The organism is Streptomyces sp. NPDC053076, from assembly GCF_044546845.1.
Lineage (GTDB): Bacteria > Actinomycetota > Actinomycetes > Streptomycetales > Streptomycetaceae > Streptomyces.
The window spans coordinates 13,119-33,133 of record NZ_JBITZL010000013.1; the positions used below are offsets into that span (position 1 = coordinate 13,119).

General features: G+C 68.0%; 22 protein-coding genes and 1 pseudogene. 11 read left to right on the plus strand and 12 right to left on the minus strand.

The window, feature by feature from the left end; translation table 11 throughout:
* Window positions 1–33 precede the first annotated feature (33 nt).
* A complete protein-coding gene (locus ACIGYR_RS35460) occupies window positions 34–600 on the plus strand; it encodes an RNA polymerase sigma factor (protein WP_399608794.1) in 567 nt (188 codons plus the stop codon).
* Window positions 600–1,469 carry a hypothetical protein gene (locus ACIGYR_RS35465; protein WP_399608793.1) on the plus strand — a complete coding sequence of 290 codons (870 nt, stop codon included), beginning with the start codon at window positions 600–602 and terminating at the stop codon, window positions 1,467–1,469. The genes ACIGYR_RS35460 and ACIGYR_RS35465 overlap by 1 nt, the downstream gene beginning before the upstream one ends.
* 358 nt (window positions 1,470–1,827) lie before the next feature.
* On the opposite strand, the pseudogene ACIGYR_RS35470 reads toward ACIGYR_RS35465, so the two are convergent.
* Window positions 1,828–2,106 (minus strand): annotated as a pseudogene (locus ACIGYR_RS35470) (hypothetical protein); the annotation flags it as partial.
* 169 nt (window positions 2,107–2,275) lie between these two features.
* Here ACIGYR_RS35470 and ACIGYR_RS35475 point away from each other — a divergent pair.
* Window positions 2,276–3,097, plus strand: a complete 822-nt coding sequence (locus ACIGYR_RS35475; RefSeq protein WP_399608790.1) for a DUF2785 domain-containing protein — start codon at window positions 2,276–2,278, stop codon at window positions 3,095–3,097.
* 53 nt (window positions 3,098–3,150) lie between these two features.
* Here the strand turns inward: ACIGYR_RS35475 and ACIGYR_RS35480 are convergent, their stop codons facing one another.
* Entirely contained in the window at window positions 3,151–4,146 is a 996-nt protein-coding gene (locus tag ACIGYR_RS35480) for a helix-turn-helix domain-containing protein (RefSeq protein WP_399608787.1), read from the minus strand.
* 161 nt (window positions 4,147–4,307) lie between these two features.
* Here ACIGYR_RS35480 and ACIGYR_RS35485 point away from each other — a divergent pair, with 161 nt between their 5' ends.
* The 3 genes from ACIGYR_RS35485 (at window position 4,308) to ACIGYR_RS35495 (ending at window position 6,213) form a co-directional block, all read left to right on the plus strand.
* A complete protein-coding gene (locus ACIGYR_RS35485; protein WP_399608785.1) occupies window positions 4,308–4,607 on the plus strand; it encodes a hypothetical protein in 300 nt (99 codons plus the stop codon).
* Between the two features lie 170 nt (window positions 4,608–4,777).
* Entirely contained in the window at window positions 4,778–4,945 is a 168-nt protein-coding gene (locus ACIGYR_RS35490; protein ID WP_399608783.1) for a hypothetical protein, read from the plus strand.
* A gap of 77 nt (window positions 4,946–5,022) precedes the next feature.
* The gene (locus ACIGYR_RS35495; RefSeq protein ID WP_399608780.1) at window positions 5,023–6,213 is read left to right on the plus strand and encodes a threonine aldolase family protein; all 1,191 of its coding nucleotides are present in this window, start codon (window positions 5,023–5,025) and stop codon (window positions 6,211–6,213) included.
* Between the two features lie 177 nt (window positions 6,214–6,390).
* Here ACIGYR_RS35495 and ACIGYR_RS35500 read toward each other — a convergent pair whose 3' ends face one another.
* The 5 genes from ACIGYR_RS35500 to ACIGYR_RS35520 all read right to left on the minus strand — a co-directional run bounded on the left by ACIGYR_RS35500 (window position 6,391) and on the right by ACIGYR_RS35520 (window position 11,707).
* Window positions 6,391–7,671 (minus strand): metallopeptidase TldD-related protein, encoded by a 1,281-nt coding sequence (locus ACIGYR_RS35500; protein WP_400014399.1) that lies wholly within the window; start codon window positions 7,669–7,671, stop codon window positions 6,391–6,393.
* A gap of 89 nt (window positions 7,672–7,760) precedes the next feature.
* Window positions 7,761–9,038, minus strand: coding sequence for an MFS transporter (locus ACIGYR_RS35505; protein ID WP_399608776.1), 1,278 nt, complete (start codon window positions 9,036–9,038; stop codon window positions 7,761–7,763).
* 126 nt (window positions 9,039–9,164) lie between these two features.
* Entirely contained in the window at window positions 9,165–10,355 is a 1,191-nt protein-coding gene (locus ACIGYR_RS35510) for a HesA/MoeB/ThiF family protein (RefSeq protein ID WP_399608773.1), read from the minus strand.
* On the minus strand, window positions 10,352–11,314 hold the full coding sequence (locus tag ACIGYR_RS35515; RefSeq protein ID WP_399608770.1) for an aKG-HExxH-type peptide beta-hydroxylase: 963 nt from the start codon (window positions 11,312–11,314) through the stop codon (window positions 10,352–10,354). The genes ACIGYR_RS35510 and ACIGYR_RS35515 overlap by 4 nt, the downstream gene beginning before the upstream one ends.
* 219 nt (window positions 11,315–11,533) lie before the next feature.
* Window positions 11,534–11,707, minus strand: a complete 174-nt coding sequence (locus tag ACIGYR_RS35520) for a hypothetical protein (protein ID WP_399608767.1) — start codon at window positions 11,705–11,707, stop codon at window positions 11,534–11,536.
* Between the two features lie 585 nt (window positions 11,708–12,292).
* Here ACIGYR_RS35520 and ACIGYR_RS35525 point away from each other — a divergent pair.
* Window positions 12,293–12,532, plus strand: coding sequence for a response regulator transcription factor (locus tag ACIGYR_RS35525; protein WP_399608766.1), 240 nt, complete (start codon window positions 12,293–12,295; stop codon window positions 12,530–12,532).
* A gap of 154 nt (window positions 12,533–12,686) precedes the next feature.
* Here ACIGYR_RS35525 and ACIGYR_RS35530 read toward each other — a convergent pair whose 3' ends face one another.
* Window positions 12,687–13,016 carry a hypothetical protein gene (locus ACIGYR_RS35530; RefSeq protein WP_399608763.1) on the minus strand — a complete coding sequence of 110 codons (330 nt, stop codon included), beginning with the start codon at window positions 13,014–13,016 and terminating at the stop codon, window positions 12,687–12,689.
* 223 nt (window positions 13,017–13,239) lie between these two features.
* Here ACIGYR_RS35530 and ACIGYR_RS35535 point away from each other — a divergent pair, with 223 nt between their 5' ends.
* Window positions 13,240–13,461 carry a hypothetical protein gene (locus tag ACIGYR_RS35535; RefSeq protein ID WP_399608761.1) on the plus strand — a complete coding sequence of 74 codons (222 nt, stop codon included), beginning with the start codon at window positions 13,240–13,242 and terminating at the stop codon, window positions 13,459–13,461.
* Between the two features lie 414 nt (window positions 13,462–13,875).
* Here ACIGYR_RS35535 and ACIGYR_RS35540 read toward each other — a convergent pair whose 3' ends face one another.
* Complete coding sequence (locus ACIGYR_RS35540) at window positions 13,876–14,553, minus strand: HNH endonuclease family protein (protein ID WP_399608758.1); 678 nt, start codon at window positions 14,551–14,553, stop codon at window positions 13,876–13,878.
* Between the two features lie 215 nt (window positions 14,554–14,768).
* Here ACIGYR_RS35540 and ACIGYR_RS35545 point away from each other — a divergent pair, with 215 nt between their 5' ends.
* Window positions 14,769–14,969 (plus strand): DUF6207 family protein, encoded by a 201-nt coding sequence (locus tag ACIGYR_RS35545; protein ID WP_399608755.1) that lies wholly within the window; start codon window positions 14,769–14,771, stop codon window positions 14,967–14,969.
* Window positions 14,970–15,228: 259 nt separating this feature from the next.
* On the opposite strand, the gene ACIGYR_RS35550 is transcribed toward ACIGYR_RS35545, so the two are convergent.
* Complete coding sequence (locus ACIGYR_RS35550) at window positions 15,229–15,711, minus strand: lamin tail domain-containing protein (protein WP_399608752.1); 483 nt, start codon at window positions 15,709–15,711, stop codon at window positions 15,229–15,231.
* A gap of 492 nt (window positions 15,712–16,203) precedes the next feature.
* Between ACIGYR_RS35550 and ACIGYR_RS35555 the strand changes: the two genes are divergently transcribed.
* A complete protein-coding gene (locus ACIGYR_RS35555; RefSeq protein ID WP_399608749.1) occupies window positions 16,204–16,650 on the plus strand; it encodes a peptidase inhibitor family I36 protein in 447 nt (148 codons plus the stop codon).
* Between the two features lie 309 nt (window positions 16,651–16,959).
* A complete protein-coding gene (locus ACIGYR_RS35560) occupies window positions 16,960–17,703 on the plus strand; it encodes an SOS response-associated peptidase (protein WP_399608747.1) in 744 nt (247 codons plus the stop codon).
* 181 nt (window positions 17,704–17,884) lie between these two features.
* Here ACIGYR_RS35560 and ACIGYR_RS35565 read toward each other — a convergent pair whose 3' ends face one another.
* Complete coding sequence (locus ACIGYR_RS35565; protein WP_399608744.1) at window positions 17,885–18,490, minus strand: cadmium resistance transporter; 606 nt, start codon at window positions 18,488–18,490, stop codon at window positions 17,885–17,887.
* A gap of 486 nt (window positions 18,491–18,976) precedes the next feature.
* Complete coding sequence (locus ACIGYR_RS35570) at window positions 18,977–19,510, minus strand: 2'-5' RNA ligase family protein (RefSeq protein ID WP_399608741.1); 534 nt, start codon at window positions 19,508–19,510, stop codon at window positions 18,977–18,979.
* Between the last annotated feature and the right edge of the window lie 505 nt (window positions 19,511–20,015).

Here is a 20,015-nt window from a genome sequence, read left to right on the forward strand (position 1 = left end):
CTTCGGCGACAGCCCGGCAGCGCGGGGGAAGTGATGAACGATCCGTTCGGCAAAGAACACGACCTTGTCGGTCCCGACCCCGAGCCGTCTGAGATCGACCCCCAGGGCGAGATCTTCTTCCGGGATCACATGGCTACCTTCATGCGCATCGCCATGTACCGGCTGCGCAACCTTCACGACGCCGAAGACGCCGTCATGAACGCCGTACTCAACATGCATCGCAAGATCGAACGCATTCGTGCGGCCGACAACCCGTCGGGTCTCGCGATCAAGATGCTGCACGACGCCATTACCGACTACTGCCGCCGCAGCGTGCGGCGCGCCGACCACGAGCATCTCGTGCCCGAAACGCCCATGAGTTCAGCCCTGATGGAGCTGGGCCGATATGACCATCTCGACAGGGCGATGGAGGCTCTGGAGGTCCTTTCACCTCTCCAGGCTCAGTGCGTGCAGCTGCACGACGTGGTCGGGCTGCCCTACGCACAGGTCGCCGAAATCGTCAGCATCACCGTGAGCGCGGCGAAGACGAACGCGCACCGCGGCCGTAAACAGCTGATGGTGCTGCTCACCGAACTCGCTAAGGAGAAAGGGGACTCCTGATGCCGGAAGACCTCCTGAACCAACAGACCAGGGCTGTCCACGAGAGGGCCGACCGCCGCGCCGAGGCCGCAGACGGCCCGGAGGGGCCGGACCAGTCTCTGGGCGGGGCGGGAACGGAGGACGCGATGGAACTGCTGGCCCGCCAGGCGGAGGCGATCCGCGCGCAGGTCATGCTGCACAGCACTGAAGGCTTCATGCAGCGCCTCGCCGCGCGGCTCGCGTCCGAGGCCAAGCGACCCAGCCGGGTGCAGTACGCGTCCGCAGGTCCAGCCGCCGACGCGGACGCCCTCTACCCGGAGGAGACCACGGAGATCACCCAGCTGGCGCCGCCGACCGCCGGGCCGTCCCCACGGACGGTCCGGCCGGAGGGCCGGCCCCATCTACAGCCGCGCACACGCCGACGTCGCCCCACCCCGATCAACACCTTCGACCCGAAGGCCAGCCAGTACCTCGCCTTCAGCTACGTGATCGAACTGTGCAACACCGTCCTGCGCTCAGCGGAGATCGACACCCTTGAAGCCTTCGCGGCCCACTACGACGAGGCCGGCGCGCGGACCTTCGGATGTCTGCTCTACAGCCTCGACAAACGCGAGTCAGCAACCTACTGGTGGCGCTTCGCCGCCGGCGCCGGTGACCCGCTTGCCGCGCATCTCCTCGCCGCCCACCACGCAGCCACCGGCCCCAACGCCGACTCCCGTGCGTGGAACGCCTTCTCCCGGATGCTCGGCTTCAAGCCGGACCGGCACGTACCTCAGCCGGTCCGGCACCGCACCGAACTCGCAGCGAACTTCGCCCGCGAGATCCCCCTGCGGCAGGAAGCTCGCATCTTCCTGCGCCCCCGCCTGCCCGCCGGGCTCATGACCCGGTAGTCCACCCAACCGCCCGACAACCTGGCGTCGCTCGGCTGACAGACCGCCCGACGCCTAGGAGGCATGCCCATGAACAACATCATCGAGAACGTCATCGCCGGCCTCATCGTGGCCGCGGTCGCCTGGGGAACCGCGCGCGCCTGGAGCCGCTGGCATCGCAAAAGGCCCACGGACTAGGGGAGCAGCACGCGGACGAGATGAGCGCAGCGGTACTACAACAGAGCAGCCGTCGCGACGCATCAGCTCACGCACCGCGTCTTCGAGTCGCGAGTGATGGAGGGCGTCCAGCCGGGACAGGCCGTAGCGCAGGCCCTGCACGCGACAGCATCCCGCCGCGCCTTCTGCTGCCTGGATACATTCAGCCGCCGACGGCCGACACCGCAAGCGCGTAGACGATCTCCGGCTTGCCGATCCACCGGTCGGGGGCGGTGGTGGCGTGGATCGCCCCATCGGGGCGGTCCAGAGTCGGCTGGGTCGCGTACTGGCAGTGCGCCGCCGCCCAGGTGTCGTGCCGGGCCACGGCCGCAGCGGCCGGCAGGTCTAGGTCGGGCGCCGTGATGCCCGGCAGTCCGGCCAGGTGCTCCGCCGTGCCCGGCCGGGCACGGTCAGCTTCCACAAGCGCGCAGGTGGGGGCATGGGGCGCGACATCTGCCGCTGCCGGTAAGGCGCGGTGGCGTGGCTTTGCGCATTATCCAACGAGACGCCGGGCAACGCTCAGAACCCCATGGTGATGGGGCACTCAGTGTCCACGCTCCAGTCGGCGTAGCCCATTGCTGGCTGCCGCCGTGATGTGAAAACTTGATGCGATGACTGTTGACTTCGTCGACTGGCCGGCGATGGCTGCCGACGGCTACCCCTTTCCCAAGGCCGTACCGGCACGTCAGGTCGCCGACGAGTTGTTGGCGATGCTGATCTCGCCTGATCCTAAGATCCGTGATGGCTTCGCCTACACTGCAGCCGCTCGCTGGATTGCCGAGGGACGTTTCGATGAAGTCCTTGAGCAGCTTGGAGACACCGCTGCGTGCCGTCTCGCCCATCCGGAGGTGCAGGCTAGGAGCTTCGCGCCGCTGACTCTCTGTCTGATCCTGAAACGCGCAGACAGCATTCCAGGTCTTGTGACGCAGGCGGCGGCAGAGCGCTGGTATGCCGCCTTCTCGACCTGGTATCCGGCCGAGCAGGACACCCGTGGCTGGGACGACTCCCTGGGCTGGCTGCATGCCGTCGCACACGGTGCCGATGCTGCTGCCGCGTTCGCGAGGGTCCTGCCCAACCGCCGCGCAGAACTACTCGAACTGTGTGCGCGCAGGATGACGGCCAGACAGGCTGACTACCGGTATGTGCAGTTGGAGGATGCACGGCTTGCCCGTGCGCTGACGCGAATCCTGCAGGCACCTGACCTCGGTCACGAGCAGGCCACCGGTTGGCTGGCTGTGGTGGAGGCGGCCCTGCACAACGGTGAAGGGCCCGGGCCCACCCCGGTCTGGGCATTCAATACCTTCGCCACGCTTCAGTCCCTCCATCTGCATCTGATCCGTGGCATCAGTGACGAAAGCGTGCCGCCCCATGCTGAGGCAGTGGCCGCTCGTGTGGCCGGGATCCTGCGCCTGTACTGTCACTGGCTTGCCTGACAGCACAGGGAGTCGGAGGCGGGGCCAAGGGCTGTTGTCTGGTGGGACTGCCGTCACCGTGATGAGGGGAGCCAGCCGTCTTGCACGGCGTGGACTCCGGCCTCGAAGCGGCTGCGTGCCTCGAGCCGCTCCATGAGGTCGGCTGCGATCCGGCGAGCAGTACGGGGCGAGACTCCCAGCCGCTTGGCGATCGCCTCGTCGGTGTAGCCCTGGGCAAGCATTTTGAGTGCGGCGCGTTCTTGCGGAGGCATCTCGTTGGCATCGGGCTTCGGCATGGTGCCCAGAGGAACAGCGCTGCTCCATACTCCCTCGAACAAGGCGCACAAGGCCGCGACCGTGCCGGCGCCGTGCAGGATGACGGCTCCTGCCCGAGCATCAACGGTGTCGATGGGGAGTACCGCCTGCCGGCGATCAGAGATGATCATGCGGATGGGCAGTGTGGGCGCGGTGCGGACCTGTCCGCCGCGGGCGTTCAGCCAGTGGACATGGTCCAGAGTCGGCTGGTGATTGCGGACGCTGTCGAGGTAGATGGTCCGCATGCGTACGCCGCGCTCGAGAAGGGCCGCGTTGGGGATGCGGCTTGCCTGGAGGTCCTCAGCCGAGTGGGCGCCGCCCGGAGCGAATGTTGCGATTTCCTGCTTGGTCTCCTCGGCCAGTTGCGCCAGTCGGTCGCGGATGGCCTCGGGGCCGATGAGCCGCTCGGAGTCGTCATCGACCGCGCGTGGGCGCAGGGTGGAGCATTCTGCGATCAGCTTGGCAGCGGCGGCACGCGAGGCCTCCACGCGCATCTGCTGTGCAGCGAGCTCGGCTTGCTGGCGGGCCAGCAAGGCTTCCATCGCGGTTTCTGGACTGATGGTCCGGAAGCCGATTCCTTCCTGGGCCGAGGGGTGGATCAGCGCGAGTTCGCTGAGCCGGTCCAGGCCGGCGCGGACTTGTTGTTCGGAGAGCTGAAGGCGGGTCGCCAGGTCGGTGACCCCGTCGTTGGGGTGGCTGAGCATGGCTCGGTAGATGGTTTCTGCTTGCGCGTCGAGCCCCAAGACGTCGAGCACGGCTACCTCCCCCAGGTTGCGCTAGTCGTGTACATGCCGTTGCCGCTCGCCAACTCTAGGTCAGCAAGGATCATGCTGCACGCCTGACCTGTTTATGCGATGGCACAAAGTTGCCTGCTTGGCCGGTTGTGTGCGTTATCCGGGGGGCGAACCATGAGTTCATGTATCTCATTCACGTCCGTCTTCGGGCTCCGGCTGGTGCGGTGCTGCCTTCCACTGTGGCCGATATTTTCGTGCCGTTCTTAGGAGGCGGCGACGGGGTAGAGCATATTTCCGTTCATTTGGACGCGCCGGAAGGGCCGACGCTGGGTTTCTTTATCGTCTCCTCTGATCTGGCGACCGCCGAAGAGGCCGCCTTTCGTGCCTCCCGCCGGGCCGTGGCGGAGCATGCTGCTCTGCAGGGCTTCACCGTTGTGTCCAGCAAGGCAACGCTTACGCCCGGGCCGTGGTGGGACACGTAGTGACCCGGGACGGCCGGTGGACGGCTTGTGCCACTGCATATTCCGTCCACTGCGGATCGCTTCCCTCCGCTCCTGCCGCTGATCAAAGTAGAGGCATCGGCAGGTTTGCTGAAGACGAGATGTCAGGGAAAGCAGCCGACACGTAATCCGCTTCTGGGAGGAATTCTGTGATGGTCAAGTGTGTCGCGCGGATCGCCGCAGCGGTTCTCATCGTCTTCGGCGGGATTACGACCGCACTGACCGTCACGCCCGGCGGCTCCGGGTCTGAGCGAGCCGCCAGCACCAGCCAGAGCCGCACCCTGGCCACCGGGACGGGAGACGTCACCTGGGGCCCCTGACTAGCCCTGGCGCCGATGAGAACCGATGTGAGTGGGCCGGTGGAGCCGGCAGTACTGGAGGTGACGTAGTGAGCGGGATGACCAAGGTCGGCGGCAGCGACGGGGAGACGGCCGCGGTAACCGACAGCGCAGACGAGCCGGGCACGGAAAAGCCGGAGCAGCGGACTGTGCGGCAGGCGAAGCGCCTCCTCGCCCGACCGTCGGCGACCATGTCCCTGGGGGAACGGCTTGCCGTGCTTGCCGAGCAGGCGCCTGGTGCGTATGACCTCTCGCTGCCCACCGATGTCTACGGTGACGGGGTCGTGTCCGAGGTGGAGAATCGGGTCGCGAAGCTGTTGGGCAAGGAAGACGCGGCCTTCTTCCCGACCGGCACCATGGCGCAGCAGATCGTCCTGCGCTGTTGGGCAGAGCGCACCGGAAACAGTCACGTCGCCCTTCATGCGCTGTCCCACCCCGAGGTCTTCGAGGCGGACGCCTTCCGCAGGGTCAGCAATCTGAACCCGCTTCGCCTGACGGGGGCGCCACGGCAGGTGACCGGTGAGGAGGTGCTCTCCTGTCCGGAACCGTTCGGCACACTGATGCTGGAGCTGCCCCTGCGCGACGCCGGGTATCTGCTGCCCACGTGGGAGGAACTGGTCGAGGTCACCCAAGCGGCACGTGAACGCAATGCTGTCGTGCACTTCGACGGTGCCAGGCTGTTCGAGTGCACTACGCACTTCGGGCGCCCGCTGCAGGAGATCGCCTCCCTGGCCGACACCGTGTACGTCTCGCTCTACAAGTCGCTTGACGGCCTCTCCGGTGCCGTCGTGGCCGGCCCGAGCTCGCTCATCAAGGAGGCCAGGATCTGGCGCCACCGCTACGGCGGGAGGGTCTTTCATCAGTTCCCCGCTGCGCTGTCCGCGCTCGCCGGACTCGACCGTGAGCTGCCACGCCTGCCGGAGTACGTAGCGCATGCGAAGGCGGTCGCGCGCGCGATGGCACAGGGGTTTCAGGAGGCTGGGCTAGGGTGGTCCAAAGTGCAGCCCGAGGTGCCGCACATCCACCAGTTCCAGGTATGGCTTCCCTTCGCCGCCGAGAAGTTGAACGACGCGGCTGCCCGTCAGGTCAAGGAAGGCGGGGTCGCAGTGTTCCAGATGCCCTGGTGGGAGCCGGGCCTGCCGCCAGGGGTCTCCGTTACGGAAGTGACCGTAAGCGAGGCCGGTCTGGACTGGACGGCTGCCGAAGTACGCGACGCCGTCATCGACTTCGTCCGGAACATCGGACAATAGGGGCCGGCCGCCGACCAGCGGCGGTCAGCTTTGAGGTAGTGCGGCGTGCGGTGGACGCCGCACTACCCCCTTTGCACGATGCGCGATGCCCGACCTGAGCCTGCGACGGCCCGGCGCCAGCGGCTGAGTCTTCCAGCGCAGCCTCTGCTTGAGGAGGCGAGCATTCGGGTGCGCCGGTCAGAGCCTGGCATGGGAAGGGTGCGCCAGAGTTGTCAACGGTCCGGTGAGTACCGTGGGTGTGCTCGCGCCGACAGGCAGCCGGCCCGATGTGGCCAGGCAGTAGGCCGACCATGTCGCCATGGTGTCTTCGCTGCCCACAGCCTGGACCGCGAGCAGGATCTCGCGCGCCTCCGCAGTGACCCGGAATGGTGGCAGACGGTGAAGGCCGGAGTTCTCCATGCAGGTGGCGTCCTTGACCTCCAGGACGACTGTGCCGTCGCGGTGATCCAAGGAACCCACACCGAGTCGGTGGACACGGACGACCGGTGCACGGGTAGCGCCCAGCGCACGGTCCAAAGCGTCAGGACAGGGGGCGGGCGACAGTTCCAGGTGACTCATCCGGGGCTGGGGCATGTGCCGGGCGTCCTCTGCACGCCATGGGCCGTCGAGGCGGTCCTCCAGCAGCCCCGTGAGCAGCCCCGCGGTGAGGAGTGAGCGGCGACGCGTGCTTGTCCCCATCAGGGTGTAATGGTGCGAACCGAAGCCGGCGCCGTGACGCGGGTTGTCGTCAACACTGAGCTGATGGTGGGCCACCTGCTGACTTCGGTGCCGAGCTAGCAGGGAAGGCCGCTGACGCGAGCTCTCCAGCAGATGGCCGCACACCTCATGCAGGAACGCGCCTGCGCTGCCGTCGACCAGCAGCATCTGCACGCGGGCGGGTACCGCGCGCCGCGGGGCTCCGGCCCGTATCAACGCCTGTTCGACGCGTACGCCCAACTGGTCGATATCGGGCAGGATGTCGCCGCTCCAGGCGACGTCCATATCGGCCACCACGGAACCTGCCTTCAGGACGTCGACGACGGCCGCTCCGGTGTGCACGGTCTCGCGCAGAGGTGCCTGTCCTGCGGGCATCAGGAACCGGCTCTCGGTGGTGACGTGAGCCTGGGCAGCAACCTCGAGGCCGTCGAAGGACAGGTGCTTGAGGAGTGTCTCCACCAGCTCGGCCGGCCGTCGCTCGGGGTGGGGCTGGGTGACCAGCGCGCTGCCGGACGGGGGTATGACGGCAGGGCCGGGCCAAGGGCGTCCGAGCCGTTCGGCGGCCAGACGCGCGGCGTCACGGACGGCGCGGGACCCGCTGCCATGGACGGCGGCGTAGCGAACTGCGCTCTGCTGCGGACCGGCGCAGGCATCGAGCAGCAACGCGGCGGTGGTCTCCTCGGCATGGCCGCGGCCTGTATCGAGGCGCAACCCCCCACCAGAGCGGGTACCCGCCGCGGCGGTGAGCCGGTAGCTGCGCACGGTCACGCAGCCGTGATCACCTGGTGTTGCCGGGGCCGTGTCCCCGGCGCCTGAAGGGCCGGGGACACGACTTGCGGTCGTCGTTGCGGTCACGGTGTGACTCCGGCGCAGTTCTCGCCCGACACAGAGGACGACACCGCCGCCTGCGCTCGGTGACGCCGCAAGGCGGGTGCGAACGCCGTGGCGGCGACCAGGCTGGCCGCGATGCCCATGGCCCAGGCAGCCGTCGGGGTACCGACCGCGGCAATGGCCGCGCCCAGGATCGTGCCGCCCAGGGAGAAACCGCCGGTGATGGCCGACTCAACCAGCCCGTACACCGGTCCGGAGTCGGACTCCTTGACTCGCTCGGCGTAGGAGGTCCAGTACATGGGCTCCGGCAGGTTGGCGGCCACACCCACCAGGGCTGCGCACCCCAGGGCGAGGGGCAGGCTCGGACTGGAGCCAAGCAGACCGAGGATCACGCCCATCGTGACCACGCTCGTCACGCACATCAGCAAGCGGCCCTGCCGGGCGATCGTACCGCCAGCCAGAACTCCGAGCAGGGAACCGATTCCGATCGCGGTGGTCAGCCAGCCGATCGCGCCGTCGCCGGCGTGGAGTCGGCTGCTGAGCGGGGGCAGGAGCACCAAGGAGGCGCCGGCGACCGTACATGCTGCAGCCTGGGTGATGACGCAGGCGGTGACCACCGGCTGCTCCTTGAGCACCCGCACGACCGTCGTGAGGGTTCCCTCGCGGCGGCCGACGGCCGACTGGGGTTGCGCCTGCTCTTGTGCCCCCGCAGGTGTCACGGCGGGAGTGGCAGGGCGGACGCCAGCGACGATGAGCGCCGAAACGATGAAGCTGACGGCATCGACGACCAGGGAACCGACATTACCGACCGTCGTCGCCATCAAGGCTCCCGCTGCCGGGGCCGCGATCATGACGGCGGTGGCCGTCGCGCCGATCACGGCGTTGAAGTCGGCGCGCTGCTCCGCTTCGATGGCGTCGCGCTGGAAGCGGCGCTCGGCTGGGGAATGGAAGGCGGTCAGGACCGCGCATCCCACGACGAGGGCCTCCAGCAGCCACACTGACTGGTGCGTGTGCGCGGCGGCCGCCGCCAGCATGAGCAGCACGCAGCGGCCGACATCGACGCTGATCATGAGGGTGCGCGGCGCGAGAACCATGCCCCAGCTGCCTGCCCAGGGTCCCAGCAGGGCAGGGATCAGCACCCGGGCCAGGCTGAACAGCGCCAGTGCCCGGGCTCCTCCTGCCTGGAAGACGAGCGCGCTCATCGCGACGAAGAGGACCCAGTCGCCGGCCTTGGAGATGGCGTCGGCGGCCAGCAGCCGCCGCGCATTAGGCAGATGCGCGATGTTCTTGTACTTCACCAGGGCAGTCTTCAAAGGTGACCTCGCTCTGTTTGCGTGCGCCGGTGGCACAGTGCCGCCTCTGGGCGCGGAGCCGTCCAGACGCGGTACCGTGCCACCGGGCACCGGATGTCCAGGGAAGGGGTCTCAGGAGAGCGCGCGTGCGGTGTCCGTAGCGGACGAGCACTCGCAGGCGTGATGCCCCGGGAACGGCTCCACCACGGTGTTCGGGTGCTGGTAGCGCAGAATGCCGCCGGCCGAAGACGGGATAGCGGCACCCGTCAGGTGGAGCACGATTTCCGTCGTCATGAGGTGTGCGACAGTCAGCGGCCCGGAGACGAAGGCCGGATACCGCCAGGACTGCTTCGCGGCCAGCGCATCGACGACCATGTCGTGGCGCTCGCCCAGCTCCTCGCGCAGTCTGTGTTCGAAGCAGCTGAAGCACCCGGGTGACCCTGGCCGGTACATCGGACCGACCGAGCCGGCGAAGGCACCGAGATAGGGCACCCCGCTCTCCTTGCAGGCAGTGTCGATCCACCGGTTCAGTGCGAAGCGCGGTGCGTCCGCGCAGACGGCTACGAAGTCAGCACCCTCGATCGACGTCCGGACGTCTTCGGGCTCGCTGACGTACTGCGGTATGACCCGGTACTGGGTGTACGGGGAGAACCGCTCAAGCTGTTCGGCCAAGCAGTCCGCCTTGCCGAGGCCGGCCTGACCGGGGTGGTAGAGGACTTGGCGCGTGAGGTTGGAGACCTCCACGGTGTCGCCGTCCACCAGGGTGAGTCGGCCGATGCCCGCCGCGGCCAGGGCGAGGGACAGCAGGCTGCCAGCACCGCCCAGGCCGATGACGGCCACCGAAGCATTCCGCAGGCGCGCGAAGTAGTCCCAGTGTCCGTACGGTGTGGTGGAGAGCGTGCCGAGCCACTCGATCTGTGTGGAGAACCGCTCCGTCAGGGCGTCGTCCGCCCAGTCAGGGCGCTGGTCCTCGCGCAGCGGCACAAGGATGCCGGCCTTGGCAAGAGGCAACAGAAGCCGTTCGATGCGCTCGACCGTTGCGGTGTCGACATGGCCGGTGAGGTGCTCGGCGACGGCTTCAAGCGTCGGCTTGCTCTCCTCGATCATCTGCAGGATCCGACGCAGCGCATCGGAAGGCGCGGAGATCGCCCGGTGATCGGCATAGGTGCTGTCGAAGAACAGCGAACCGTCGGCCAGCTCAAGCATTTCCCACTGAGTGCTGAACTGCCAACGCTGTCCGGGCTGGCCCAGGACGACCGTGCGCTCCGCGCTGGAGCGTCCACTGACACCGAAGCGGTGGCCTGTTGCCGTTGCGGTGCTCATGACCGTACCTCCAGATCCGCGGCCTCACGCCGTGCACAGGCTTCCAGAGCGGCCTTCAGAACCAGGCCGTCCTCGGTCCACTGAGCGGACTCGTCCAGCAGCGCCAGCGCTGCCTGCAACGACTGCAGGGCAAAGGCGCGCCGTTCCCTTACGGGACAGCCATCCAGCGGGCCGCCAGCCAGATGGCTGTGCTGATAGCGGCGAAGCCCTTCGGCGATGCGGCACATGACGAATGCGGCGTGCAGGACACCGCGTAGCGGTCGCGGGTCGGGGCGCAGCGCATGGGTGCCGACGGCGTCCGGGTTGTCGATGAAGCGCGTGAACTGCTCGCGAAGCGCGAGTGTGTGGTGTGCCGTTTCGTGCAGGAGCAGCTCGTACATCCGCAGCGGGTCGCCGGCCTCCTGCAGCTCGGCGTAGATAGCGCCGAAGGTGCTCTGCAGCGTCGCCGAGCGAACAGGGCCTTGCACGAAGACCAGATACTCCACGAGCGTGTTGTGCTCGCTCCACGCCTCCGGCCAGGCCGAACGCAGGGCCAGACGAGCGAGTTCGAGCGAGCGTCGTACCTCGGGCGGCAGTACGGTGACCACCGTCCCTACGTTTTCCTCGCCCCAGTCAAGGGAGCGCAGCACTTCCCGCAGCCCGTCTCGGAGCCACAGGCAATCGTGTGCGCCGGTGTAGACCGTGGTCGGAGCCGGCGAGCCAGCCTTCTCCAGCTGATGTCTGGTCTCAGCCAGGTCAGCGTCGCCGAGGTTCTTGTACAGGGAGTGCACGGTAGCGGGCGAGAGCCGCCGGGTGTGACGGACGAGGTCCTCCACCTCAGGCCGCTGAGCCTCACCGAGCTTGTTCGCCGCACGGCGGGCGAGGCTGCGGTGAAATATCGCCGCGAGTCGCACGGTCGCGGTCATGTCTATGCCGACCGAGCACACCTGCTCGGCAAGTTCAGCGGGTATTGCCTTCACTGCTCCTCCTGCGTGATTCGCCTTCTCTCCGGTGCGTCGCAGCATGCGAAGAGCTGGGGGCGGGACCCTGAGGTCCCGCCCCGATGCGGCTGCCTGTCCAGATCTCCGGAACCGCCCAGGGCGGACAACCGTAGTTGTCCTCACCCGCACGACAGCCCGGAGACTCGCTCGCGGCGGTCGCTTCAGTGGCCGACGATCACGGCCCCCGATGCCGACCGGTCAGACGCGCGGCTCGCCGTAGGTGAAGGAGGTCTCGGCCGTCTCCAGCTCGACCTCCTCGCCCAGGTCGAGGGAGACGGCGCGCGGCTCCCCGTAGGTGAAGGAGGTGTTCGCCGTCTCCAGCTGAACCTCCGCGCCGAGGTCGGTGTTCGCGGGGGTGATGTTCTCAGCCATTTTTCGATCTCCTCTCGTGGCCCGCCGTTCGGGCCTGAGAAGATCCTGCGCCAGCCGCAGGAGACGAAGTAGTCGTCAAACTTCACGACTTGACGCTGCACAATCTCACGTATATATGAGGCGAGGCACGTGGCCGCTAGCCCCGCTGAACCGGGCCCGGAAGGATTACCGGGCCCCGACTGGTTCCTCATGGCTCTCTTCCTCCGGCGGTCGATGACGAGAAGCCAGCAGCCCTGCCGGCGCACCGGACTGACGACTGGCCCCAGCGTGGCCCCCGTCGACACGGACGGCTTATGCCATTGCATGATCCGTCCACCGTAGAGCTATTCCATCAACCCGAATCTGCTGAGAAATTGAAGATAATCAGCAGTAGACCCCATTCGCCAGGCATGAGAGCACCGACGCCTTATTGCCGTTGAGGGATTGTCATCACTGCGCTGCGTGCGGTTAAGCAGAGCTGTTTACGCGGTGTGAAGTAGGGACTGTCCCCCCTCAAGACCACGGGCCTCACTCGACCAGTCAACAGATCGACTGGTGCCGGCACACGGCCGGTGCCGACTAGATCACCTGTTAACGGAGGAAGATATGGCGACAGTCGTCTCTCCCCACGGCCGCACGGAAACGCCGGCCGGCAACGCTGGCTTGTCCCCGCGTGAACTGGAGGTTCTTCGTCACATAGCCTCGGGACACACCAGCCAGCAGACATCGCGCCGGTTGGGGATCAGCCCCAGCACTGTCGAGACCTACCTGCTCAGATTGCGAACGAAGCTGGGTGCTCCTACCCGCGCCCACCTCATCAGAGCCGCAGTACGGTTGGGTCTCTAGCCAGCCGAACAAGGCAGCCTTCACCGGCAGCTGGCCGTCAGCAGCGCACGCGGACACTTTCTGTACGGTCATGGCGGTGCCGGCGTCCGAGTGCACGGAATTCCAGCCGCCGACGTGCCCGGCATGATCAGGAGCAACGGGAGTCCGGCCTTCTCTATCTGCTTGACCACCTTGTGGCCAGCCGCCAGCCGTCCCGCAGGCTGCTCCTCCTGCGGCAGGCGGCGGCCAGGCCATAGGGCTCCTGTGCGGACGCGGTGAGGACGAGGATCGGGTCGGCGTCGCGGTCGTTGCGGTGCAGCAGGGCCTGCCCCGGGACGCTCTTGACGGCCACCTCCAGATCCAGGCCGCCGACGCCGTACGCCAGCACTTGCCCGTCGCTGTCGACGTCGAACCACTGCCACAGGCCGTTCTCGAACCGCCCGTCGGCGGCCGCCGTGGTGGCGGGCCTCTTCACCACCTTCTTGGCGCCCGAGCGCCGCGACACCTTCAGCCTCACTGAGCAGAGCGGCCTCGAGCCTGTCAGGCATAGCTTCCGTGAACCGGCCGTGCCGTGGATGGCCATCACCCTCGTCCCCGACCAGATTCACCGGTAGCGCCGCCTGGGCTACTCACCGGCTCGCGCAACAGCGACCGGGGTCGCCGGGCTGACGACTTCCGTCTCAAGAACAGGTCAGTCAACCTTCGCCGATAACGCGCAACCGCAGCCCATGACGAGTGAGTTGAGCCAGATCTATGGCCGCCTGGCCGACCAGCAGGACGAGTTGCGGGCCCAGATCCTCACGACACAGAGCGAGGCCAAGCGGCGGCGGCTCGTACGGCTGTGGCAGCGGATCTACTCCGTGTACCCGGTGCCGGTGTCGACCGAGCGTGTGGAGACCGGAGAACAGGACGGAGACAGGGGCGGTCGGGCGCCATTGCAAGAGGTGTGACCGTTCTTCGCGTGCACGCGTGTCGTGCACGCTTGTTGCGCCGCCGCACAGGCAAGCGCGGATGCGCGGCCCTGACCCAGTCCCATGCCGCACCGGCACGGTAGGGCCCGTCAGCCGCTCCCACGTAGAAACGATCACGATCGACGGCCAGGAGCACGCCGTGAAACTGGGTGTGGTCCTTGCCAGCACCAAGACCCGGCGGGCCAAGCTGAGCAGCGGCCCAGCTCCAGGTGCTGGCCGCCCTCGGCCTGGAATGGGCCGAGCAGGCCCTGAGCGTGGCGTAGCAGGAGCGGTTCAACGGCAGGCGCCCGGAGAACCCCGGGCGCCTGTCTTGTGCCGGCTGGCTCATCGGGACAACCCACCGCATTGGACGATCACACCCGAAAGGCGCCGTGTGATCCCCTCGTTCTCGGGTCAGCGGGCTGAGATGACAGTGATGGGCACGTTGGGGCACTGGTCGAATGCAGTGGTGAGGGCGGCGCGTTCGTCGGTGTCGATGCTCAGACTCCAGCGCAGTTTGTCGGCTACCCAGTCGGTGACGTACTGGCAGCGGTACCCGGCGGCCGGCGGCAGCCAGGTCGTCGGATCCTGGTCGGCCTTCGACCGGTTCGAGGCCGCGGACACCGCGATCAGCGCGCGGTCGTCGCCGAGGTCGTTGGCGTAGGCCTCGCGTTCCTTTGCGGTCCAGGCGGAGGCGCCGGAGTCCCAGGCCTCGGCGAGCGGGACCAGGTGGTCGATGTCCAGGCCGCCGGGCCCGTTGATGTAGCGGTCGTCGTAGGTCGAGTACCACCGGCCGCCGCTCAGCTTGCAGCGCGGGCCCTGCTCGGGCGCGACGACGGCCTCGGCCTTGAGGATCTCGGCGCGGGTGTTGCAGCCGTCCCGGTCGGCGTCCACCCAGTGCTTGAACTTGGTGCGCTCATAGCCGGTGCGATCCTCGTCGTTCACCAAGAGCTGGGCGAGGGCGTCGCGCACGGGCAGCGTGACGCTGTCGCCGGGCGCCGCGGCGGGAGCGGCGGGAGCGGCGGGAGCGGTCGCGGGGATGAGGAGGGCGGCGAGTACGGCGGCCGCGGCGGCGGTACAGGAGATGCGCACGGGCGGGGGTCCTCTCGGAAGAACACGGACAGTGCGTGATCTCCGTAGCGGCCCGCACGTCAGACCTGCCCGGGAACCGGCACCGGCTCAACCCGATCGGACGGAAAGTCGGATGACCAGCCCGCTGCCCCGGACCGGCGCGGTGCTGTCCTGCAGTCGGGTGAACTCCCGGGCTGCGGCGAACCTACGGTCGCTGCGCAGGCGTGGTGGCGTTCATGGACCTTCACGAGGTGCACGTCTCGGAGCCCGGTCTGGTCGTTGTGGACATCGCAGCCGCCGACGACCAGACCGCCTTCGCCTTCCACTCGGCGCTGGCCTCGATGTGGGCGACGACCGCGGTGGAACGCACCAGCCGGGAACCCGGCCAGCCCGGAGTCCGGCTGCGCTGCTACCTCGACATGCGCCAACAACTTTGACCCGGCTCGCAGGCGCCGCCCCGTCCGGTGCAGCGCTCGGGGTCGCCGGTAGCGGGTCGTGGATCACCTCTGCAACACGCAGGCCGCGTATCTCCGCTTACGCCCGGCCCTCCGTCTCGGCAGGCAGCAGATCCGGTCCCGGCACTACCCATCGTTGAGGCCCGGTACATGACAGGGTGGGCTGCCCCACCTCGGGGCAGCCCACCCTCGGGACGCCGGGTCACCGGCCGGCGTCACCTACCCGCCGGCCGAGTGGGGGTCAGCCGCGGCGGTCGCCGCCGTGACGCCGGTCGTCACCGCCGTGGCGGTGGTAACCCCAGGAGGCGTCGTCGACGAACCGGCCGTGGTCGTTGCGCAGGGTCGCGGTGTCGGAGCGGTTGTCCCAGACGTAGTGGCGGCGGTCCTGGTACAGGTCCGTGCGGATGTCACGGCCGATGCCGGTGTGGACGCGGACGGTGGTGCGGCCGTCCAGGCGGTAGTGGTGGAAGGTGTAGGTGTGGCCGTCCTCGTCCGAGAGGGTCCAGCCGTCCAGGTTCACCGACCGCCGGGAGTCGTTGCTGATCTCCACCCACTCCTTGTTCAGGGAGCGGTTGGAGCGGTCGTCGCGGCCCGGGGAGTTGTACTGCACGTCGCTGATGTACACCGCCGAGTGGTGATAGCGGCCCGGGTGGTGGCCGGCCGCGGACGCCGGCAGCACCGCGATGCCGACGACAGCGGCGGCCACGGCAGCCGCGGCGGTCACGCGACGGACGGAAGAAGAAACGGACACGAGGGTCCCCCTTCAGGTGCTCACACCCGGCCGGGCCCACGGACAAAATTCCCCGGCCCAGGCTGGTGCGTCGTGCTGATGTGCAGCCGGCCGGCCGCACACCCACACCGTGCAACCCGCACCTGCACCGTTGTGAGGGAAACGCGAAGCCCGTTACTGTTTCAGCAGATTTCCCTGACTGTCGTCTGCATCGACCATTTATGCCGCAGATACACCAAGTTGACGGCCCGTCGAGTATCCGAGCCTTGAGAACACCGGCCCGAGGTAACAAGCCGCCAGCACACGCCATCCCACCCCGGGGCGAGCACTCACCCGAAAGTGAGTAACAGGCCTGTCCACCGATTACAGCGATGCGTGTCCCGGACGACGAGCTGGTCAAGAGCTGGCCAGCGTCGACTCACTCGTCTGAATGAACGTCGGCGGGAAGCGGAATGACGAACCGTTCCGCCAGGACAGTCGGATGCCATGAGACTTCTGCGTACACGCCGGCCCCGCACCGGCAAGACTGCGCTGCTCGCCGCCGCCATCCCGACCGTCCTGGCCGCATCACTGGCCGGCGTCACCCCCGCCCACGCCTCAATCTCGGCGAGCGCGCCCGCCGTGGCCCGGGACCAGATTGCGTGCCCGCGTGGGTTCGTCTGCATCTACCCCGACATCAACTTCAACGGCCAGCCCTACGTCAAACGCGCCGTCGACGGATCGGTGCGGCACCTGCCGGACTACATCCGCGGCAAGGGCAGTTCCATCATCAACAACAGCAGCCGCACCGCCCGGGTCTACCAGAAGGACAACTACTTCGGCCGGCATGTCTGCATCGGACGCGAGGGCGGCACCATCGGCGACCTGCGCTCCTACCAGCTCAACGACACCACCCACAGCCTGCGCAACAACGACACCCCCTGCGGCGCCTGAGCAACCGGCGGGGCGGGTCGCTCCGGCTCCCGACACTCTGTCGGCAGGCCCTCGCGGTCCTCGCTTGTGAGAATCGTCCTGGCCTTCGGTGCCCGGGGGCCGGGGGGCCTGAGGACGCTGGCGATCTCCAGGGGGCGGCAGCCGACCCAGTGTGGTTGAGCTGGCGCGCAAAGGCAGGGCGCCGCTTCGGTCGACCGCAGACCGCAGACCGCAGACCGCAGCGATGATCTGGATGATGACAACGGTCACCACGCGCGTCGGCCCCCTCGGAGGCTTCGCCGCGCGGCCGGGCGATGAGAAGGTGGCCGCATGTGCGGTCGATACGTTGCCTCCCGGCGCCCGCAAGACCTGGCGCCTCTTTTCCACGTCGAGAAGTGGCCTGCCACCGAGGCGCTCGCACCGAGCTGGAACGTTGCTCCGACCGACGATGTCTGGGCCGTACTGGAGCGCGCCCCGCACGGAGATGGGAGTGGCACGGCGCCCGTTAGGGAGCTGCGGCCGTTGCGCTGGGGTCTGGTGCCGTCCTGGGCGAAGGAACTAAAGATCGGCGCGCGGATGATCAATGCTCGGGTGGAGACCGTGCACGAGAAGCCGGCCTTCCGCCGGGCGTTCGTCAAACGGCGCTGCTTGCTTCCGGCTGACGGCTTCTATGAGTGGCAGCCGGGCAAGGACCCGGCCACCGGCAAGGCACGCAAGCAGCCGTACTTCATCCACCCCGAAGATGATCAGGTGATGGCGCTCGCCGGACTGTACGAGTATTGGCGCAACCCTGCCGTCGCCCCAGACGACGACCCGTCCGCCTGGCTGATGACCTGCACCATCATCACCTCCGAGGCCACCGACGCAGCCGGCCGCGTACACCCGCGCATGCCTTTGGCACTCACCGAGGACCACTACGCGGCCTGGCTCGACCCCGCGAACCAAGACACCGAGGAACTGCACGCTCTGCTCGGCCAGCCCGCCAGCGGGCACCTGGATGCGCGCCCGGTGTCCCCGGCCGTCAACAACGTCCGCAACAACGGCCCCCATCTGCTGGACCCGGTCGACCTGTAGCCGCGCCGCGGTCGTGCCGACGCGAATGTGTGGGCGTCCTGTGCGGGCGCGCGAGGGTCACCCGGGTACGCGGCCGCACGTTTGGCTCTGTACACGAGAAGGGACAGCACTTGTTCACCGGTTCGGGAGGCGCTTGGTCCCGTGAGGAATTCGAACTGCGCCGGTGATGTGCCGCTAGGTGCTACAGGCCGAAGGCGCCGCCCTCGATGAGGATGAGCAGGCCGATGGCGATCAGGACCAGGGGCAGCAGGACGTGGCCCCATCGGGCAAGGGCCTTGGCGATGACGGGTCGGGTGGCGAAGAACTTGCCCGCGAAGCACCACACGGCCACCAGCACGAGGAACACCGCGGCGTACACCGTCATGCCGCCGATGCCGGCGGTGGCGAAGACGGGCACATAGACGCCGATGTTGTCGCCGCCGTTGGCGAAGGTGACTGCGGCGACCTCCAGCGGGCTCGGCCCACCCGCCCTGGTCTGTTCCGCCTCCTCGTCCCCGTCCCCATCGCGGTGGTCCCTCCATGCCTGCCAGGCAGCCTTGAGGCCCAGGGCGAGCGGCAGCAGGCCGAGGTAGGGGATGGCGGACTCGGGCAGGAAGGTGGCGCCGAAGGCGGCGGCCACCGCCACGGCGAGGATCGCGGCGAAGCCCAGGTATTGGCCCAGCACGATCCGGCGGGTGGAGCCCCGATGGCCGGCGCCCTGGGCGAAGAACAGCGCCAGGATCAGGATGTCGTCGATGTTGGTGACGGCGAACAGTCCGGCTGCCTGCCCAATGATGCCCAGGTCCACGAGTGGATGCTCCCCTTCGATGCGGCTGTCCCGGTGACGCTACCGGGAGCCCATACCTCAGCGATCACGGGGCCAAGGCTCGGTGCTGTCCATTCTCGTGAACGTCGAACACGACACCGCTGGGGTGCCTCCCGAACTGCTGAACAAGTGCCGTCGAAACTCGTGAACAAAGCCACACGCTCGACGGCGATGCCTGGAGGTACGGCAGGGCTGTGCTCGGCGCTGGCGGGGGGCAGAGGGAACCGGACTGCCATGCCCTCGGCATCATCGAGCGGCTGATGGTGTCCCGCTCCGGGCGGCACAAGAGATCGCGCTCGACATGTGGGAAACCGGCTATGGGCTGGCCTCGAGCATCGCCTACGGCAGCGCCGACCGCCGGCGATGCCTCCAGTATCCGCCGCGCAGGTGGGGTCCGTCCCAATCGGCGTCGATCCAGCTCCGGATCATCGTCGGGTTCGGGCCAGCAGCCGAAGGCCGATGCATTGTTCAGGGACGGGGCTCTAGCATCTCCAGAGCACCGGTCTCGGTGTCGTAGCTGCGCAGGCTGACGAGCCGGGCCGACAGCGGGGGCGTCGGCAGCAGCTCGCTGACCCTCCGGTCGGCGAAGGCACCAGCCCGCCGGGTCCGCCCGAGGGTGATGTGTGGAATCCAGCGCCCGGGTTCATGCAAGGGGTTCAGGGTCGCGGGCGGGCTGTCCGAGGCCACCGCCTCCCACACCCGTCGGTGCAAGTCGGCCAGGGCGGAGTCAAGGTCCAGCGCCCAGGCCAGTACCGAAGTGGGCCGCTCGAAGCGGATCACGCCTCTGAACCGCGTCGACAGTGGCAGGGCGGTAGCCACCTCGGCGAGTTCCCAGCGGATCGGGGCGGTCAGCTCCGGACAGGCGGCCAGAGTGAGGTGCGGGCTGTTGGTCGGCGAGCGGTGCCGCGCCTGACTGGGCAGCCCCGCCTCCATCAGCCGCCGCCAGGTCTCCCGAACCGCTAGCTCTGCCGCCTCATCCAACAGGAGCTCGACCGTGCGCACCGCCGCAGCCTACCGGCTATTCGCATGCGGATCCGCCGCGGATCGGACGGCAAGGTCGGGGCTCGGCTGAGGCCGCGGGACGGCATGCGCAACCCATCGGGCCATGCTGTACAGCCCGGCATCGCGACGGTGACCAACCGGATTGGGCTGCATCCCGGAGCAGGACCTTCCATGAGCGGCACGGCATTACCACGGAGGCGAGGAGCCCGCTGGCCCAGGGAGTGGTCTCGGTGAGCAGGCGGTGGTGGACCTCGTCGAGAGTACGGCGTGAGTCCCGCGCAGGTTGTCCTGGCGCGAGCATCTCCATGCTGCCGGTCAGCAGCACTGCTGGGGACTGCTCAACGGGTCCCGGTCTCCTCCCGGACAACACCGCGCACCCACGCAGCTGCTGACCTGAGTGCCGGATGCCTGCCGCCATCAAATCGGGATCGATGTTGTGCTGTGGCCGGTCCCTGTCAGCAGCGCCGGCAGCGGCTGGGACGCGCCTTTAGCCCGGGGCTTTGGG

Bases quoted from the DNA above. Each gene is read 5' to 3' on its own strand.
- ACIGYR_RS35545 (WP_399608755.1), top strand. From the start codon at position 14,769: ATGGACCTTCACGAGGTGCACGTCTCGGAGCCCGGTCTGGTCGTTGTG.
- ACIGYR_RS35520 (WP_399608767.1), bottom strand. From the start codon at position 11,707: ATGGCTGAGAACATCACCCCCGCGAACACCGACCTCGGCGCGGAGGTT.
- ACIGYR_RS35535 (WP_399608761.1), top strand. From the start codon at position 13,240: ATGACGAGTGAGTTGAGCCAGATCTATGGCCGCCTGGCCGACCAGCAG.
- ACIGYR_RS35560 (WP_399608747.1), top strand. From the start codon at position 16,960: ATGTGCGGTCGATACGTTGCCTCCCGGCGCCCGCAAGACCTGGCGCCT.
- ACIGYR_RS35555 (WP_399608749.1), top strand. From the start codon at position 16,204: ATGAGACTTCTGCGTACACGCCGGCCCCGCACCGGCAAGACTGCGCTG.
- ACIGYR_RS35485 (WP_399608785.1), top strand. From the start codon at position 4,308: ATGTATCTCATTCACGTCCGTCTTCGGGCTCCGGCTGGTGCGGTGCTG.
- ACIGYR_RS35525 (WP_399608766.1), top strand. From the start codon at position 12,293: ATGGCGACAGTCGTCTCTCCCCACGGCCGCACGGAAACGCCGGCCGGC.
- ACIGYR_RS35465 (WP_399608793.1), top strand. From the start codon at position 600: ATGCCGGAAGACCTCCTGAACCAACAGACCAGGGCTGTCCACGAGAGG.
- ACIGYR_RS35460 (WP_399608794.1), top strand. From the start codon at position 34: ATGAACGATCCGTTCGGCAAAGAACACGACCTTGTCGGTCCCGACCCC.
- ACIGYR_RS35475 (WP_399608790.1), top strand. From the start codon at position 2,276: ATGACTGTTGACTTCGTCGACTGGCCGGCGATGGCTGCCGACGGCTAC.
- ACIGYR_RS35490 (WP_399608783.1), top strand. From the start codon at position 4,778: ATGGTCAAGTGTGTCGCGCGGATCGCCGCAGCGGTTCTCATCGTCTTC.
- ACIGYR_RS35510 (WP_399608773.1), bottom strand. From the start codon at position 10,355: ATGAGCACCGCAACGGCAACAGGCCACCGCTTCGGTGTCAGTGGACGC.
- ACIGYR_RS35495 (WP_399608780.1), top strand. From the start codon at position 5,023: ATGACCAAGGTCGGCGGCAGCGACGGGGAGACGGCCGCGGTAACCGAC.